Raw genomic sequence first — 17,596 nt, 5'->3', positions numbered from 1 at the left:
GAGGGAACCCTTTGAAAGCCAAAACGAGTAAGGTTTAAGACTTAAAACAGTTGGAAGATGTATTCAATCTGAAACTAAGTATATCATCTGATTCGGGATATGCTGTAAAATTTTTCACTTTTTTTGGGGTTTGAAACAAAATTTAATGAGAGTATACATTTTATTAAAGATAGAATTAATAAAGCTAAATTTAAGCCGAAGCCTAAAACTTAACATTAATTTAAGTTTTACTCTAACAGGAGTAAAATTATTAACACTGACTATCTATGCGAGAATCTGATATTTTGCGTTCCCTAGAACCCCATCCTATCTCTAGTTCTTCCCCTGTCCCAACTTCTCCCCCTAGTACGGAGTTATTGATGCCATCACAAGGAATGATCACGACTCCTCGTACAACCGTATTAGTAATTACGGGAATGCACCGTTCAGGAACGTCCTTAATTGCTACTATTTTGCAAGAAGCTGGTGTCTATTTAGGGGATCAATTAATTGGAGCTAATACAGGTAATATTAGGGGTCATTTTGAGGATATTGAGTTCGTCCAGTTTCATCAAACTGTATTGCGATCGCAAAACTTAAATATTGAGGGATGGATGATTCAACCCCATAAACAAATCTTACCTGAATATGTAACAGTCGCTAAAACCTTAATCACCCGAAAATCTCAACGAAATCTCTGGGGATGGAAAGATCCACGCACGACATTATTCTTAAACTTTTGGCAAACCTTAATACCCCAAGCTAAGTTTATTTTTGTCTATCGCTCCCCTTGGGAAGTGGTGGATTCTTTGTATCGTCGAGGAACAGATGATTTAATTCAAGATAATCCTCAACTTGCGATTGATTCATGGATTTTATATAATCAAAAAATATTAGAGTTTTATCGTAAAAATTCTTCTAAATGTGTATTAATCAATATTAATTATTTAATTAATAATAACCACGAGCTTATTAATAAAATTAATCAAGATTTTACTTTGAATTTATCTCATCCAAACTATGCTCAAATCATTCAACCTCATTTATTAAAATCTAAATCGATTCCAAACTATAGAACTGAAATTATTAAACAATATTTCCCCAAAGCTTTAGATTTATATTTAGCATTAGAAGCTGAATCTTCCCCTTTAAATGCCGAACCTCAGTTATCCTGGTCACAGTGGCAACCTTCCGATCCTCCTCAAGCCTGGATCTGTCAAGATTGGCTAAAAATCAGAAATTTAGAACGGGAAATTGAGAGTTTAAATACTGAATTAAAGCTGAATAAAACTCAACCTATTCCATCAGAAATTATTCCAGTTAAACCCTCTGATTTTGTTAGTTCCCAAGGTTTAAAACCCTATGAAGCTTGGTTAAATGTTAATCAGTGGAATCAAAGAGCCCAGATGTTCTTACATTCTCGGTTAAAAAAAGATATATCAAAGCTTCCCAAACTATCGGTGATTATGCCAGTATATAACCCTTTAGTAGAATATTTAGAAAAAGCGATCGCCAGTGTTACTCAACAGATTTACGTCAATTGGGAACTTTGCATTGCAGATGATGGAAGTACCCATCCAGAAATTCAAAAACAATTAAACCAATGGCAAAAACAAGATGCGCGTATTCGTGTGATATTTCGCCCAGAAAATGGCAATATTAGTCAAGCGAGTAATAGTGCAGCAAGTTTAGCAACCGGAGAATTTTTACTATTTTTAGATCATGATGATCAACTCACCCCCGATGCTTTAGCAGAAATCGCCTTATATTTAGGGGAACATCCAGAAACAGAGTTTCTTTATTCCGATGATGATAAAATTGATAGTCAAGGTAATCGTTTTGCTCCTCAATTTAAACCCGATTGGTCGCCAGAATTACTTTTATCTTATATGTATATCGGTCATTTATGGGGAGTGAAACGAGAAATCTTTGAACAATTAGGGGGATTCAGAATTGGATTTGAAGGGGCGCAGGATTATGATTTTGCCTTAAGAGCAACGGAAATTTGTCATCAGATTGCTCATTTACCTTTAATTCTATATCATTGGCGAGCAATTCCCGGTTCAACAGCCGCTTCAGCCCTTGCAAAACCCAATAGTTTTAAAGCTTCTATTCAAGCGTTACAAGAAGCGTTTCAACGTCGGAGAATTGCCGGAATTATTCAACAACCTAACTGGGCAATTCATAAACAAGTCGGGGTTTTTGAGCATCAATTTCCCGATCAAGGGCTATCGGTGACGATTTTAATTCCAACTAAAAATCAAAAACAGTTATTAGAAGCTTGTTTATTTTCTTTAAAGAAAACAACCTATCAAAATTATCAAATTGTGATTATTGATAATGGCAGTGATGATCCTAATACCCTAGCTTATTTAGAACAGATTCCCCAGCAAGTGTTAAAAATAGAAACTCCTGATAAAATCTTTAATTTTGCTGCAATTCATAATCAAGCAGTTCAACAAATTCAGAGTGATTATATCCTATTTTTGAATAATGATACTGAGGTGATTTCTCCCCATTGGTTAAGTCAAATGATGGGTTATGCTCAAATCCAAGGAGTCGGTGCTGTTGGAGCAAAATTAGTATTTCCCAATGAAAAAATTCAACACGCTGGAGTTGTTCATGGACTCCATCAAGGATTAGCAGGTCATGGGTTTAAATTAAGACCTAGTAAAGCCAATGGTTACTTAAGTTATATTCAAGTTGTTCGCAATTATTCGGCGGTTAGTGCGGCTTGTTTATTGACACCTCGGAATTTATTTTTAGAAATTGGAGGATTTGATTCAGAACAGTTTGCTGTGGCTTATAATGATGTTGATTATTGCTATCGACTCAGTGATAAAGGATGGAGAAGTGTTTATTGTCCGACAGCAGAATTAATTCATCATGAAGGCGCAACTAGAGGTTATCAAGATTCACCCCAAGAAGTAGCAGCATTTCGACATTTATACGGAAATAAAGTTGATCCTTATTATAGTCCTCATTTATCCTTAGCTGATGAACATTTTAGAATCCAACCTCGGCGGTTTTTATTAGGATCAATGAAAAAACGATTGCGGGTCTTAATTGCGAGTCATTTATTAGATTTAACAGGTGCACCTTTACATCAATATGAAATTGCAGTGGAGTTAGCAAAAGCCGGATTGATTGAACCGATTGTATTTTCTTTTCAAGAAGGGCCACTACAAACAGACTATCAAAAACAAGGCATACAGGTAATGATTTGTAAACCTTATCCTTTAGATGCAAAATATGATTTAGATACCTATAATCTGGTGATGCAAAGATTAAGTCAGCAGTTATCTAAACTCAAGATAGATGTTTTTTATATTAATACATTGCCTAACTTTTTTCTGGTAGACTGCGCTCAACGATTGGGGATTCCTTGTATTTGGAATATTCATGAAAGCCAACCCTTAGAGAGTTATTTTCAAGGATTAAATGAAGAAATCACTCGTCATGCTTTAGAGTGTTTTCGGTTTCCTTATCGTGTTATTTTTGTGGCTTCCGAAACTCAAAAAAATTATTTAGATTTGAATCATCATAATAATTTTACCGTAATTTATAATGGGATTAATCGCAGTTCATCCCCAATGAGTAATGCAACTTGGACGAGGGAAAAAGCCAGAGAATCTTTAAAGATCAAAAAAGATGAAATTGTTTTATTGCTATTGGGAACGGTGGGATCTCGAAAAGGGCAAAAAGATTTACCCTTAGCTTTGGCAAAATTACCTCCAGAATGGCAGAAAAAAGTTAAAATTTTGATGGTTGGCGATCGCCCTAGTTTCTATAGTGATGAATTGAAAACTTTAGTACGGAGTTTACCGATAGTTTTACAGGAAAAAATTAATATTATTCCTGAAACTCCTGATACAGAACGTTATTATAAAGCGGCGGATATCTTTATTTTAACTTCTCGAATTGAAAGTTTCCCCCGTGTGATTTTAGAAGCCATGAGTTATGGTTTACCGATTATTGCTACACCTGTTTTTGGGGTCAAAGAACAAGTTAAACAAGGGGTGAATGGGCTATTTTATCCTCCGGGTAATATTGACGCTTTAGCGAAGGTTATTACTCAGTTATTAACGGATGAAAAATTGCGATCGCACCTCGCTCAAAATTCCTCAAAGGTTTTAGAGCGCTTTAATAATTTTGAACAAATGGTAGAAAGTTATCGCCAAATTTTACAAGAAGCTTATTTAAGTGGTTCTCCCGTTTCAGATTCTCCTAAAATTTTACCTGAATTTACAGGGGTTAAATCAGAACTTCCCCTAGTTAGTGTTTGTATTCCCACCTATAATGGTGAGAAATATTTAGCAGAGGCGTTATCAAGTGTCGTTGATCAAACCTATCCTCATTTAGAAATTATTATCTCTGATGATAGTTCAACGGATAAAACTTTAGAAATTATTCAATCTTTTCAGAAAAATTGTTCTTTGAAAGTATCCCTATTTCAGCATGAACAATATGGGTTAGCCAAAAATTGGAATTATTGTATCTCTCAAGCTCACGGGAAATATATTAAATTTCTCTTCCAAGATGATTTATTAGAGCCAAATTGTCTTGAAGAATTGGTAAATTTAGCGGAAACAGATACAGAAATCGGTCTAGTTTTTTCACCTAGAAATATTATTCTATCTCCAGAAGTAACAGCCAATAAAATCTTGCTGAGAGCTTATTATGGTTATCAAGATTTACATCAAAATTGGTCAAACTTAAAATCAATTCAAACCGGAAAAGATTTATTAACTGATCCTCAGTTACTTCAGAGTCCACTGAATAAAATCGGCGAACCTAGTACCGTTTTGATTAAAAAAGCAGCAATTGAACAACTGGGAGGGTTTGACTCAGAATTTAAACAGTTGTTAGATTTAGATCTCTGGTTAAGACTCATGGGTTGTTATAAAATTGGATTTATCAATCAAAAATTATCCGGTTTTCGTTTACATTCTGATCAACAAACTTTAAAAAATGCTGAGTCAGGTTATTCTGAACTGAGAAAATTTTATCAAAAACTGTATACTCATCCTGATTATTCATTTTTATCAGATGATCTAAAAAATCTAGTAGGGCAGATTTATCAAGGTTATCTGTAGAAATCAGAAATGATCAATAAAATTAACCTGCGATACCAATAGACGGTTGCTAGGCTATCGCAGGTTAAAGCTTAATGTCTTTAACCGCCAATCATCATCGGTTGAGGTTCAAAGTTGGGGAAAATGCGATCGCCATTATAATCAGATGACACTAAAGGACGACCATAATAAGCATCAATTAACAGTTGTTTCAAGTCTTTAATCAACGGATAACGAGGATTAGCCCCGGTACATTGATCATCAAAAGCTTGGTCTGCAACTTCATCTAATTTTGCCATAAATTCTGCTTCGGTTTTATCCGTTAAAACCTCTTGAATGGAAGCCGGAATTCCCACTAACCGTTTTAATTCTTCAATAGCCAGAATTAACCGATCTATTTTTTCATCTTCCGTTTCTCCGCCTAAGCGTAGATAATCAGCAATCCGAGAATAGCGCCATTTGGCATTCGGATATTTATATTGAGAAAAAGTCGCTTGTTTGAAGGGAACATCCGTCGCATTATAACGAATAACATAACTAATTAATAACGCATTCGCTAATCCGTGTGGGATGTGGAATGTTCCGCCTAATTGATGGGCTAACGAGTGACAAATCCCTAAAAATCCATTCGCAAATGCCATCCCTGCCATCGTCGCCGCATAGTGCATTTTTTCCCGTGCTTTCGGATCTTTTGCCCCATTTTCATAGGAACTGGGCAGGTATTTAAAGATTAACCGAATCGCTTCTAAAGCTAACCCATTGGTATATTCCGAAGCTAACACCGAAACATAAGATTCGATGGCATGGGTTAAGGCATCAACTCCCCCGAAAGCCGTTAAACTTTTTGGCATATTTAACACTAATTCCGGGTCAATAATTGCCATATTTGGGGTTAAAGCATAGTCCGCTAAGGGATATTTAATATTTGTGCGTCGGTCTGTCACAACAGCAAACGGTGTGACTTCTGAACCCGTTCCCGATGTGGTAGGAATTGCAACTAAAATTGCTTTATCGCCCAACGGAGGCAGTTCATAAACCCGTTTCCGAATATCCATAAACCGCATGGCTAACCCTTCAAATTCAATATCCGGGTGTTCATACATTAACCACATAATTTTAGCTGCATCCATCGGAGAACCTCCACCAATGGCAATAATCACATCGGGTTTAAATGTATTCATTAATGCTAATCCCCGTTGTACCGTATCTAAAGAGGGGTCGGGTTCAACATCGTAAAATACATCATATTTAAGCCCAATTTCTTCTAAAACTTCCTCCAGAGAATTTGTTACCCCGATATCAAATAAGGGTTTATCGGTGACAATAAATGCTCGTTGTTTTCCGGCTAATTCTCGAATAGCAACGGGTAATGATCCATATTTGAAATAAACTTTGGGAGGAATACGGAACCAAAGCATATTTTCCCGACGTTCTGCGACGGTTTTAATATTGAGTAAATGCCGAGGTTCAACGTTTTCACTAATGGAATTACCGCCCCAAGTGCCACAGCCTAAAGTTAAAGAGGGGTCAAGACGGAAGTTATAAATATCTCCAATTGCCCCTTGAGACGATGGGGTATTAATTAAAACCCGTGCGGTTTGAACAGTATCTTCAAACCGTTTAATATGATCCAGATTACTCGGAGACGTGTAGAGAGCGGCGGTGTGTCCTCGTCCTCCTAACTGCACTAAAGTATCCGCTTTGGCAACTGCATCCTCAAAATTTGTTGCCCGATACATGGCTAAAATAGGAGAAAGTTTTTCATGGGAAAAGGGATCAGTTTCGTCAACATTTATTCCTTCCCCAATAATCACCCGTGTTTCTTCGGGAATTGTAATATCGGCTAAAGCTGCTAATTTCTGCACGGGTTGACCGACAATTTCTCCATTCAAATGTCCGTTAATAAAGATAACCTTTGCCATGCGTTCCCGTTCTTCTGCGGTAAGGAAATAAGCACCGCGCAGGGTAAATTCTTGTTTGACTTCTTCATAAATAGAATCAACTACAATGACCGATTGTTCACTAGCACAAATCATGCCATTATCGAAGGTTTTACTAATAATAATTGAGGAAACAGCCATTTTAATATGGGCAGTGTCATCAATTAAAGCGGGGGTATTTCCGGCACCAACACCCAAGGAAGGATTACCAGAAGAATAGGCAGCCCGTACCATTCCCGGCCCTCCGGTGGCTAAAATTAATTTAATATCCGGGTGCTGCATTAAAGCTTGAGACAGGGGAACAGTGGGTTCATCAATCCAACCCATAATATCTTCTGGGGCACCAGCTTCGATGGCAGCATCGAGAACTATTTTAGCGGCGGCGGCGGTACAATGTTTGGCGCGGGGGTGGGGAGAAAAAATAATCCCGTTGCGAGTTTTAAGCGCAATTAAAGCTTTAAAAATTGCCGTTGATGTGGGGTTTGTGGTGGGAACAATCCCGGCTAAAATACCAACGGGTTCAGCGATTTTTTGGAATCCAAAGGATTTGTCTTCTTCGATGACTCCACAGGTTTTATCGTGTTTATATTTATTGTAGATAATTTCTGAGGCAAAATGGTTTTTGATGACTTTATCTTCGACTACCCCCATTCCCGTTTCTTCGACAGCCATTTTTGCTAAGGGAATACGGGCAGCATTCGCGGCGAGGGCTGCTTTTTTAAAGATATAGTCTACCTGTTCTTGAGTATAGCTTGCATACTTTTCTTCTGCCACTTTCACCCGTTTTATGAGGGCTTCAAGTTCATCAATGTTTGTGACTTTATCTATCATTAGTCGTCCCCTTCGGGTTAGATTTAGGTTTTTTTGTCCTGACTTTATATGATAATCGGTTTTATTGATTTTGGAATCTGGAACTCAGAAACTCAACAAAATTTTAATAGAAATTTAAGATTAAAGTGGTGAGTCAAACTGATGAACCTCTAGGGAAAACTCAGTCCTAGAGAGGTGTGTTCAAAGGTTGGGGTTGAAAATGGCTGTTGTTGATGATCTGATGTGATCCGCGTAAAATTTAAGATCTTTTTAAGATTAAAGTTTTAATTTAATTTTTCTTAATAAGACCTCAGTTTTGAACCGGGATACCCATTTTTTCTAAAAGGACGGGGTGATGGGGATGGATGCCCTAAACCCACTGATGACTCAAGCTGTAATTGACTGTTGATCTTATTCATTATTACAATTTTTTCTCAGAATTTTCATACTTTTTAACTTAATTTGATTAAACGGATAGAAACAGCCAGGAAAGATCAGTCCCAGAAAGTTTTCATTCAACCTTAACCGGAAATTTGTTACAGTGTTACAGGGAAACCGTGATCAGCCTTTGGGTTAGTTGCGATCGCTTTTTCTGATCCCTGGACAAATCTTGAAACTTTATAAGGATCAGAGATTTCCTGAAAGATTAGATTATAATGGAAAAGAATAAAAGCTGGAATAACGTGCTTAAAACTACAAAATTTTTTGTTATTTTTCCCTCATTCCAGTGCCCCGTATAAGGAGTGGTCTATGCAAACCACAGCAACGCGAATCTCTGATCCAGCCCATGATGTTTTACGCTACGAACATCAATCTCTAAATGCTATTTTTAATCCCAAAACAGTTGCCGTTATTGGGGCTACTGAAAAACCCAATAGTGTCGGTAGAACCCTCCTTTGGAATTTAATTAGTAGTCCCTTTGGTGGCACGGTTTTTCCGGTTAATCGGCATCGCAATAGTATTTTGGGAATCAAAGCATATTCTAGTATTAAAGACACCCCGGAACCCGTTGATTTAGCCATTATTGCTACCCCAGCGGCGAGTGTTCCCGCCGTGATCCAAGAGTGTGTCGATGTCGGTGTTAAAGGGGTAATTATTCTATCAGCAGGATTTAAAGAAATTGGGCAAAAAGGCTTAGAATTAGAACAGAAAATTTTGCAAATTGCTCAATCGAGTAAACTGCGAATTATTGGCCCCAACTGTTTAGGATTAATGAATCCCTTAACGGGATTAAATGCCACTTTTGCCAGTGCAATGGCTAAACCCGGAAATGTTGGGTTTATCAGTCAAAGTGGAGCTTTATGTACTTCTATTTTAGATTGGAGTTTCCGAGAAAATGTTGGATTTAGTGCCTTCGTTTCCATTGGTTCAATGTTAGATATTGGTTGGGGAGATTTAATTTATTATTTAGGCAATGATCCCCAAACTCAAAGTATTGTTATTTATATGGAATCCATCGGGGATGCCCGATCTTTTTTATCGGCGGCGCGAGAAGTCGCCCTAACCAAACCGATTATTGTGATTAAAGCCGGACGCACTGAAGCCGCCGCCAAAGCCGCTGCCTCCCACACTGGAGCTTTAGCGGGAAGCGATGATGTGTTGGATGCCGCCTTTAGACGCTGCGGAATTCTGCGGGTCTATCATATTGCCCATTTGTTCTCCATTGCCGAACTCCTGAGCAAACAACCCCGACCCAAAGGCCCACGACTCACGATTTTAACCAATGCTGGAGGGCCAGGGGTATTAACCACAGACACCTTAATTGGAGAAGGTGGCACCCTCGCTCAACTCTCCTCTGCAACCCTTGAAGCCCTGAATCAAGTGTTACCTCCCCAATGGAGTCATAATAACCCCATTGATATTTTAGGAGATGCTGACCCCGAACGCTATGCCAAAGCCTTTGATATCGTGGTTCAAGATCCGAATAGTGATGGTATTTTAGTGATATTAACTCCCCAATCCATGACTGACCCCAGCAAAACGGCGGAACAGTTGAAATATCGTTGTATGAAAATGCCCAATAAACCGATTTTAGCGAGTTGGATGGGGGGGGCGGATGTGGCATCGGGGATTAAAATTCTCAATCAAGCCAATATTGCCACCTTTTCCTATCCCGACTCGGCGGTACGGATGTTTAACTATATGTGGCGCTACACCTACAATTTAAAAGGCTTGTATGAAACCCCCAGTTTACCCAAAATCCATGAAGATGATGGTCTAGTTTGTGATTGTGTCCAACATCTGATTGGTTCTGTTTTAGCCGAGGGGCGAACTCTTCTAACTGAATTTGAATCCAAACGTCTCCTCTCAGCCTATGGCATTCCCACCGTACAAACCTGTATCGCCTCAAATATCGATGCAGCCGTTGATGTGGCGGAGCAGTTAGGGTATCCCGTCGTGTTGAAATTGTTATCCAAAACGATTACACACAAAACCGATGTGGGTGGAGTCCAACTCAACCTCAATACCGCCGAAGCTGTGCGGCAAGCCTACACCGCCATTGAAACCTTTGTTACCCAACAAGTCGGGCCAGAACATTTCCAAGGGGTGACGGTACAACGGATGATTAAATTAGAAGGCTATGAATTAATTATTGGTAGTAGCCTTGACCCCCAATTCGGCCCGGTGTTGTTATTTGGCATGGGGGGACAATTGGTAGAAGTGTTTAAAGACCGAGCCTTAGCTTTACCTCCGTTAAATACCACCCTTGCCCGTCGGATGATGGAACAAACGAAAATTTATAAAGCTTTATTAGGCGTGAGGGGAAGGCTTTCAGTGGATATGGAAGCTTTAGAACAGTTATTAGTTCGGTTTTCTCATTTAGTCGTTGAACACCCTTGGATTAAAGAAATTGATATTAACCCTCTACTCGCTTCGGAAAACGAGTTAATCGCCTTAGATGCACGAGTGGTGTTACATTCCCCAGAGACGAAACCCGAAGCATTACCAAAACCAGCCATTCGTCCCTATCCTCGCCAATATATCACCCATTGGACATCAAAGCAGGGCATAGCAATTACCATTCGCCCCATCCGTCCTGAAGATGAACCGTTAATGGTCAAGTTTGACGAAAGTTTATCCGAGGAAAGCGTCTATCTTCGTTATGCTCATTTGGTCAAACTCAGTTCTCGAATTACCCATGAACGGTTATCGCGGCTGTGTTTTATTGATTATGATCGGGAAATGGCATTAGTGGCAGAATATCAAAACCCCGAAACGGTCGAAAATAAAATTATTGGGGTCGGGCGCCTGAGTAAAGGCTATGGAAACGATGAGGTAGAATTTTCTTTACTGGTGAGTGATAGTTACCAACGTCAAGGCATTGGGACGGAATTACTACGACAATTGCTTAACATTGGTACTCAGGAAAAAATGCCTCTGATTTTTGCAGAAATCCTCAGTGATAATCGAATTATGCAACATATTTGCGAACAATTAAGATTTACATTAAATCGGATAATCGGTGAACCGATGGTTCGGGCTGAAATTCAGTTGATAGGGAACAGGGAACAGGGAACAGGGAACAGGGAATGAGTTTGCTGGATTTTGTAGAGACGAGCCTTAGCGTAGCGATGCCGATAGGCTATTGGCGCGTCTCTGCATGGCGCTCAAACATGATTTTGTAAATATTTCATCTGTTTATGTTCATACATTAATTTGTCAGCTTTGGAAATCCATTGTTCTAGGGAATAATTTTGATTTAAATCGCAGGGTTGTACACCCATACTAATAGAAAGGATATAAGCCCGATTTGACGTTAAATTAAAGCAATCCAGATTAGCTTGTAACCGAGCCTGAAAATCCGTTGAATGACTTTCTCCACCCGGAAGAAAAAGAGAAAATTCATCTCCCCCCAGTCGCGCCACAATATCAGCATCTCGAAAGGTTTCCTTGAGAATTTGAGCCGCATCCATAATTACTCGGTCTCCCAATTCATGTCCGAGGGTATCATTAATTTTCTTTAACCCATCTAAATCGGCGAATAAAACACAGCAAGGCGTTTGGGTGCGTCGTGCAATTTTTAATTGTTGTTCTGCGAGTAAAAAAAAGCCTCGTCGATTATAAAGTCCGGTTAAATCATCCGTTAAAGACAATTTTCTCACTTCTGCTTCCGCTTTCAACCGATCTTTAATTTCTTGTTCTAACCGTTGATTTTGTTCAATTAATTGTTGATGTTGTTGTTGAATTAATAATTGATTTTTAACCCGGGCTAAAACTTCCTGTTCTTGAAACGGTTTCGTAATATAATCCACACCCCCCAATTCAAAAGCCCGCACCTTATCTTCCAAACGTTCCAGGGCACTAATAAAAATCACCGGAATGTAAGCCGTCGATTCCGATGCTTTTAACTTTTCACAAATTTCATACCCATTCATCTCCGGCATATTAATATCGAGCAAAATTAGATTGGGTGGATCACGCTGCACCCCTTGCAGTGCCATTCTCCCATTCAGGGATTTCCGAACAATATAACCCTGAGATTCTAGGATTTTGGCTAACAAGCGTAGATTATCCGGCGTATCATCCACAATCAAAATATTCGTTTGAGTTGGGTATTTGAGTAGACTTGTCATTGGCTTACCCCTCAATCTTCGTAAGAATTGCGATCGCTTCAAGCTGGAAGTTATCAACTAAGGAAGTCATCGCCTCAATTAGAGGTTGATGTTTGGGTGGAATTTCCGCAATCAATTCTAGGATTTGATGATCATTGAGATCCAGTGCTGCCTCATGGACTTGAATAATCCATTCCGGGGGCATCACTTTTACCTCTTCTGGAGTCAAGTGCTTGGAATGCGACGGGGAAACTTCCGGTGTTACAACTTCAGCATAACGATACTCAATGCCCAAGTATTGGGCCATCTTCTGAAATAAAGTTTGTTCTCGGAAAGGCTTACTCATATAGTCATTACAACCCGCAGCCAGGGCGAGAGTGCGATCGCTTCGGGACGCCTGTGCAGTCAGGGCGATAATAATACTACTTTGACCTTGTTCCATCGCCCGAATTTGCCGAGTCGCTTCGTATCCATCCAGAATTGGCATCCGAATATCCATCCAAGTCAGATCCGGTTGCCATTCCTGCCACAGTTGCACCGCTTCCTGTCCATTACACGCTTGCCGTACCTCGAATCCTAATTGTGTTAACAGTCTGACAATCAATAAACGATTTTCGGAGCGATCATCAACCACAAGAATCCGACGATGGGGTTGGTTGGGAGCTAATCCAATGATCAGGCGCTCATTGTGTTCGCTTGCAATATCACCTCCATCACTCAGGCTCACCGGAAGAGTAAAACTAAAGGTCGTTCCCTTGCCTATTGTACTCCGAACCGCAATGTCTCCGCCCATCAGTCGCAAGAGTTTTCGGCTGATGGTTAATCCTAATCCTGTTCCACTCACAGCTTGTTTTCCGGCTTGAGCCTGCACAAAGGCATCAAAGATCGTATCCAGTTCTTCCGGTGCAATTCCGACCCCGGTATCAATCACAGCCAACTGAAGAATCCAGCACGGACTCGATTTTTCTTCAGGACTAAGCTCACCCCTAACTTGTAAGGTAATACTGCCATGATGGGTAAATTTAATCGCATTACCCAACAGGTTAATTAAAACTTGACGCAATTTTTGAGCATCCGCTCTAATAAACTGAGGCACATCGGGAGCAATATCAAAATAAAGATCAAGTCCTTTAGAACTGGCTCGTTCTGCCAACATATTCCGAAGAGAATGCAGCAACGCAATTAAGTCAAAATCACTTTCTTCCAAGGTGCAGTGTCCCGATTCAATTTTGGAGAGATCCAAAACATCATTAATCAGATTCAAAAGATGATCGCCACTGCGTCGAATGGTTTGTAGATCTTCTTGCTGGTTAGGGGTTAAAGAGGAGTCATGGGACATTACTTGAGCAAATCCCAAGATTACATTCAGGGGAGTACGAAGTTCGTGGCTCATATTAGCAAGAAAAATACTTTTGGCAAGATTAGCTTGTTCTGCGGCTTCCATCGCCTGTCTCAGGGCAATTTCTTTTTGTTTGCGATCGCTAATATCTTTATGAGTTCCAATCATGCGGATGGGCTGACCCTGAGCATTATAAGCCACAACTTTCCCATAGTTGGCAATCCATTTCCACTCCCCCGATTTACACCGAAAACGATAGTCCAAGGCATAAGGAACAGAACTATCTTTTAAATGAGCATTCAAACACTCCGAAGCCCAGGATCGATCATCGGGATGAATCATCTCAACCCAGAGATTAAAATCCATCTGTAACTCACCCGCTTGGTAGCCCAGCATTTCCTGATAGCAAGGACTTAAATAAATATCTCCCTGTTCAATATTCCAATCCCAGAGTCCATCTCCAGACGCTTCTAGGGCCAGTTGCAACCGTTCTTCACTCAGATGTAAAGCGGTTTCAGCTTGGTGTTGTTGGGTGACATCGATGGCGACTCCCCCAATCAGGATTTGTCCCGATGCGTCAGGAATGGGAAATTTATAGACGAGGAAGTCACCAAGGCTACCATCGGCACGGGGTGCGATCTCAATCGTTTTGAGCACCTCACGGGTTCGACTAACGGTTAAGATATTGTCCAAAAATTGTTGGGCAATGTTAGTGGGATAGATTTCAAAGATGGTTTTACCGAGAAGATCTTCAGTCGGTAACTGGAAACTGTGACAATAGGTTTGGCTGATATAGAGGATCAAGCCATCCATATCAGTAATCCAGGCTGGAGCCGGACTATGATTCATAAAAGCTTGAAACCGAGCTTCACTTTCCCGAAGGGCTTGTTCTGCTTGTTGACGTTCGGCTTCAATTCGCTTTTGCTCAGTGATATCTCGATTACTGATTCGTAGGCCGAGACAGTGGGACATTTGACTTAAAACAGGTTGACAAGTGTGGGAAATCCAGCGAATTTCACCCGAACGGGTCATAATCCGAAACTCGGCAAATTCCACCCCAGAATGGTCATTACAAATATGGTTATCTAGGGTTGGGAAATCATCAGGATAAATAATTTCACTGATGAGATTAGGATTGGCGATAAACTCGTCCCGTGAAAAACCCGTGATCCGTTCACAGGAGGGAGAGGTATAGATAAACTGACCTTTTGTATCGAGCCAATATTCCCAATCGTAGGTAAAATCGATCGCTGTGCGGAATTTTTCCTCACTCTCGCGCAAGGCAGCTTCTGCTTCCTGTCTGGCGGTAATATCACGCAAGAACACGGTAAAGATAATCTCACCCTTGAGATTGAGGTTAGAAATGGAGGCTTCGGCCGGAAATTCTGACCCGTCTTTGCGTCGCCCAAAGATGCCTCCTCGCTCTGACATGGGCCTGGCATACCCTCCGATTTTGGCATAATCAGCAAGATGTTGATGATGAACCTTTGCAAAGCGCTCCGGTATCAACAGCGCCAGGGGTTTCCCTAATATTTCCTCAGCTTGATAACCAAAAATTTGTTCTGCTCCTTTGTTAAATAACGTAATTTTTTGATGGTGATTCACTGAAATAATGGCGTCATTGGCAATTTCTAAGATTCCCGCAAACCGAGCTTGGGAGATTTGGAGGTCAATTTCCGCTTGTTTGCGTTTACTGATATCTCGACAAATACAAAAGTGGATCACCTCCCCTTCTAAAGTGACGCGACTGTAACTAATTTCGACATCGTATTCAGAACCATCTTTACGGCGATGTCGGGTTTCAAATAGAGGAATAAAATTGGGGTTTTTGAGTATTTTCTGTAACTCTTCTTTTGTCCATTGGGCATCCCAATCCACTACATTTAAACTCAGGGTTTCTTCTAAGGTATAACCTATCATCTCAGCAAAACGAGGACTCGATTGGATTGCATCTCCTTGGTTATTCATCACGACAATGCCATCTAATGAAGTATTAAACAAAGTTTTTGTTCGCACCAGTTCTTTTTCTAACTTGAGTTCTGCTTGTTTGCGTTCTGCTTCAAGTCGGGCTTTTTCGCTAATATCTTTCATAAAGCAATAATGCCCCAACAATTGATGCTGTTCGTCATAGTTAGCAATCATGACTAATTGTTTATAAATAATTGAACCATCCTTGCGAATTCCGGTGGCTTCTACTTCAACTCTTCCTGCTTTTAGCATCTGCTCATAGGCTGCAATAAGTTTCTCTAAATCATCAGGATGTACCGTTTTTTGCCATAACATTCCAATCATTTCTTCCGGTTCATAACCGGTGATTTTAGCGTAGGTTTTATTGACATAAAGATAACAACCTTGGGCATCCAGTTTAGAAATCCCTGATACGGCATTTTCCATCACCTCGCTCATTTCTTGTTGTTCAGCTTCAGCTTGTTTGAGTTTGGTAATATCAATAAAGGTAATTCCAATTTGTTTAAGTTTATTCTGATGATCAAATTCTGGAAAACCATTGACTAAAACCCAAACTAAATTCGGTTTACCACTATTAATTCCCAGGACATAATTTTTGAAAGAAGTTTGAGTTGATAAGACTCGATTAATGGGATATTCTTCGATGGGAATCCGGGTTCCATCTTCCCGAACAAAATGCCATGCAGGATCAATAGCAGTTTTTCCCATCATTTGCTCAATGGTGAGTCCTAATAAATCACAAGCGGTTGCATTACACAACAGAATCTTAGTATCGGGAGCATGAATGACGAACCCGGCATTTAAGTTATTAATCAGTTGTCGATACCGAAGTTCGCTTTCATGGAGGGATTCTTGGGCTTGTTTGCTTTCGGTAATATTTCGAGCAATTTTGGAAGCACCAATAATATTTCCGGCTTTATCTTTCAGGGGAGAAATCGTAATGGAAACATCAATAAAAGTTCCATCTTTCCTGAGTCGTTTGGTATCGTAATGTTTAATACTTTCTCCTCGGAGAATACGGTGCAGAATTTCCTGTTCTTCGGCGTAATATTCTGGGGGAATCAATTTTTTAATCGATTGTCCAAGGATTTCATCGGCTGTGTAACCAAAAACTTGTTCGGCTCCGTGATTCCAACTTCTAATCATACTATTTAAGTCTTTACTAATAATTGCATCTTCTGAGGATTCAACAATGGCAGCCAGTTGAGTCTGAGCTATTTCTGCCTGTTGTCTATGTTCTAATTCCTGTTGCAGTTGCTGGTTGGTTATCTTTAATTGATGAATTTGAGACTGATTGATTCCAATCAGATAAACCACTAATAAACATAACCCAATTAACGTTAAGCCTCCGATGAGAACCACAACAGGTAAAGGGCTAGTTGCTTGTTTTGTAGAGGCAACCACCATTTGCCAGTCAGCACCATAGGCTCTGACAATAACTGTTTTTTGCAAGGTGGAGTTAGAAGGAAATCCGGCTTGACGATAAATTGATTCAGTTCCATCATAAATCGCTACTTTATAACCGGGTGGCACATTCAAAGTGCTATCAAATAGAGTTTGGAAGTGAAAAACTCCGACAATAAATCCATCAAAGCGATAGCCTTCGGCTGGGCGGAGCCCATCGCCAATGAAGAGAGGTACAGTAGCCAGCACACCTAATAACAACGGTAACACTTTTTTCCAGGGTGTTTGGCTGAGAATTTTAATCAAGTTAAGCTGAATTATAGCCATAAGCTGCCTACGAAAACAGGGAGCAGGGAGCACAGGGGGAGGGGGAAACAAGTTGTAGGGTGCCTAAGCCAAAAGCCCACGCCCCATTAGTCAAGCGTCAAACCTCAACTGTCCATTCTTCGTAAGCTCAATCCCAACAGTTCAGAGCGGTTTTGAGAAATTATACTCACCCCGAAGAACAACAACATTGAAAGGGAAAGG

General features: G+C 40.1%; 5 protein-coding genes. 2 read left to right on the top strand and 3 right to left on the bottom strand.

Features of this window, described 5'->3' with window-relative positions; genetic code table 11:
- Nucleotides 1-266 precede the first annotated feature (266 nt).
- Nucleotides 267-5,075, top strand: a complete 4,809-nt coding sequence (locus PL9214_RS19200) for a glycosyltransferase (protein WP_072720369.1) — start codon at nucleotides 267-269, stop codon at nucleotides 5,073-5,075.
- An 80-nt stretch (nucleotides 5,076-5,155) separates the two neighbouring features.
- Here PL9214_RS19200 and adhE read toward each other — a convergent pair whose 3' ends face one another.
- Entirely contained in the window at nucleotides 5,156-7,825 is a 2,670-nt protein-coding gene (adhE, locus tag PL9214_RS19195; protein ID WP_072720368.1) for a bifunctional acetaldehyde-CoA/alcohol dehydrogenase, read from the bottom strand.
- Nucleotides 7,826-8,554: 729 nt separating this feature from the next.
- On the opposite strand from adhE, the gene PL9214_RS19190 reads away from it, so the two are divergent.
- Nucleotides 8,555-11,338, top strand: a complete 2,784-nt coding sequence (locus tag PL9214_RS19190; protein ID WP_072720367.1) for a bifunctional acetate--CoA ligase family protein/GNAT family N-acetyltransferase — start codon at nucleotides 8,555-8,557, stop codon at nucleotides 11,336-11,338.
- 74 nt (nucleotides 11,339-11,412) lie between these two features.
- Here PL9214_RS19190 and PL9214_RS19185 read toward each other — a convergent pair whose 3' ends face one another.
- Together PL9214_RS19185 and PL9214_RS19180 are read right to left on the bottom strand one after the other, a co-directional pair.
- Nucleotides 11,413-12,378 carry a GGDEF domain-containing response regulator gene (locus PL9214_RS19185; RefSeq protein WP_072720366.1) on the bottom strand — a complete coding sequence of 322 codons (966 nt, stop codon included), beginning with the start codon at nucleotides 12,376-12,378 and terminating at the stop codon, nucleotides 11,413-11,415.
- Between the two features lie 4 nt (nucleotides 12,379-12,382).
- Entirely contained in the window at nucleotides 12,383-17,395 is a 5,013-nt protein-coding gene (locus PL9214_RS19180) for a PAS domain S-box protein (protein ID WP_072720365.1), read from the bottom strand.
- Nucleotides 17,396-17,596 lie beyond the last annotated feature (201 nt).

Origin of the sequence: Planktothrix tepida PCC 9214 (genome assembly GCF_900009145.1) — a bacterium.
Classification (GTDB): domain Bacteria; phylum Cyanobacteriota; class Cyanobacteriia; order Cyanobacteriales; family Microcoleaceae; genus Planktothrix; species Planktothrix tepida.
The sequence above is the reverse complement of the archived record's forward strand: the minus strand, read 5'-3'. Positions and strand labels throughout refer to the sequence as shown.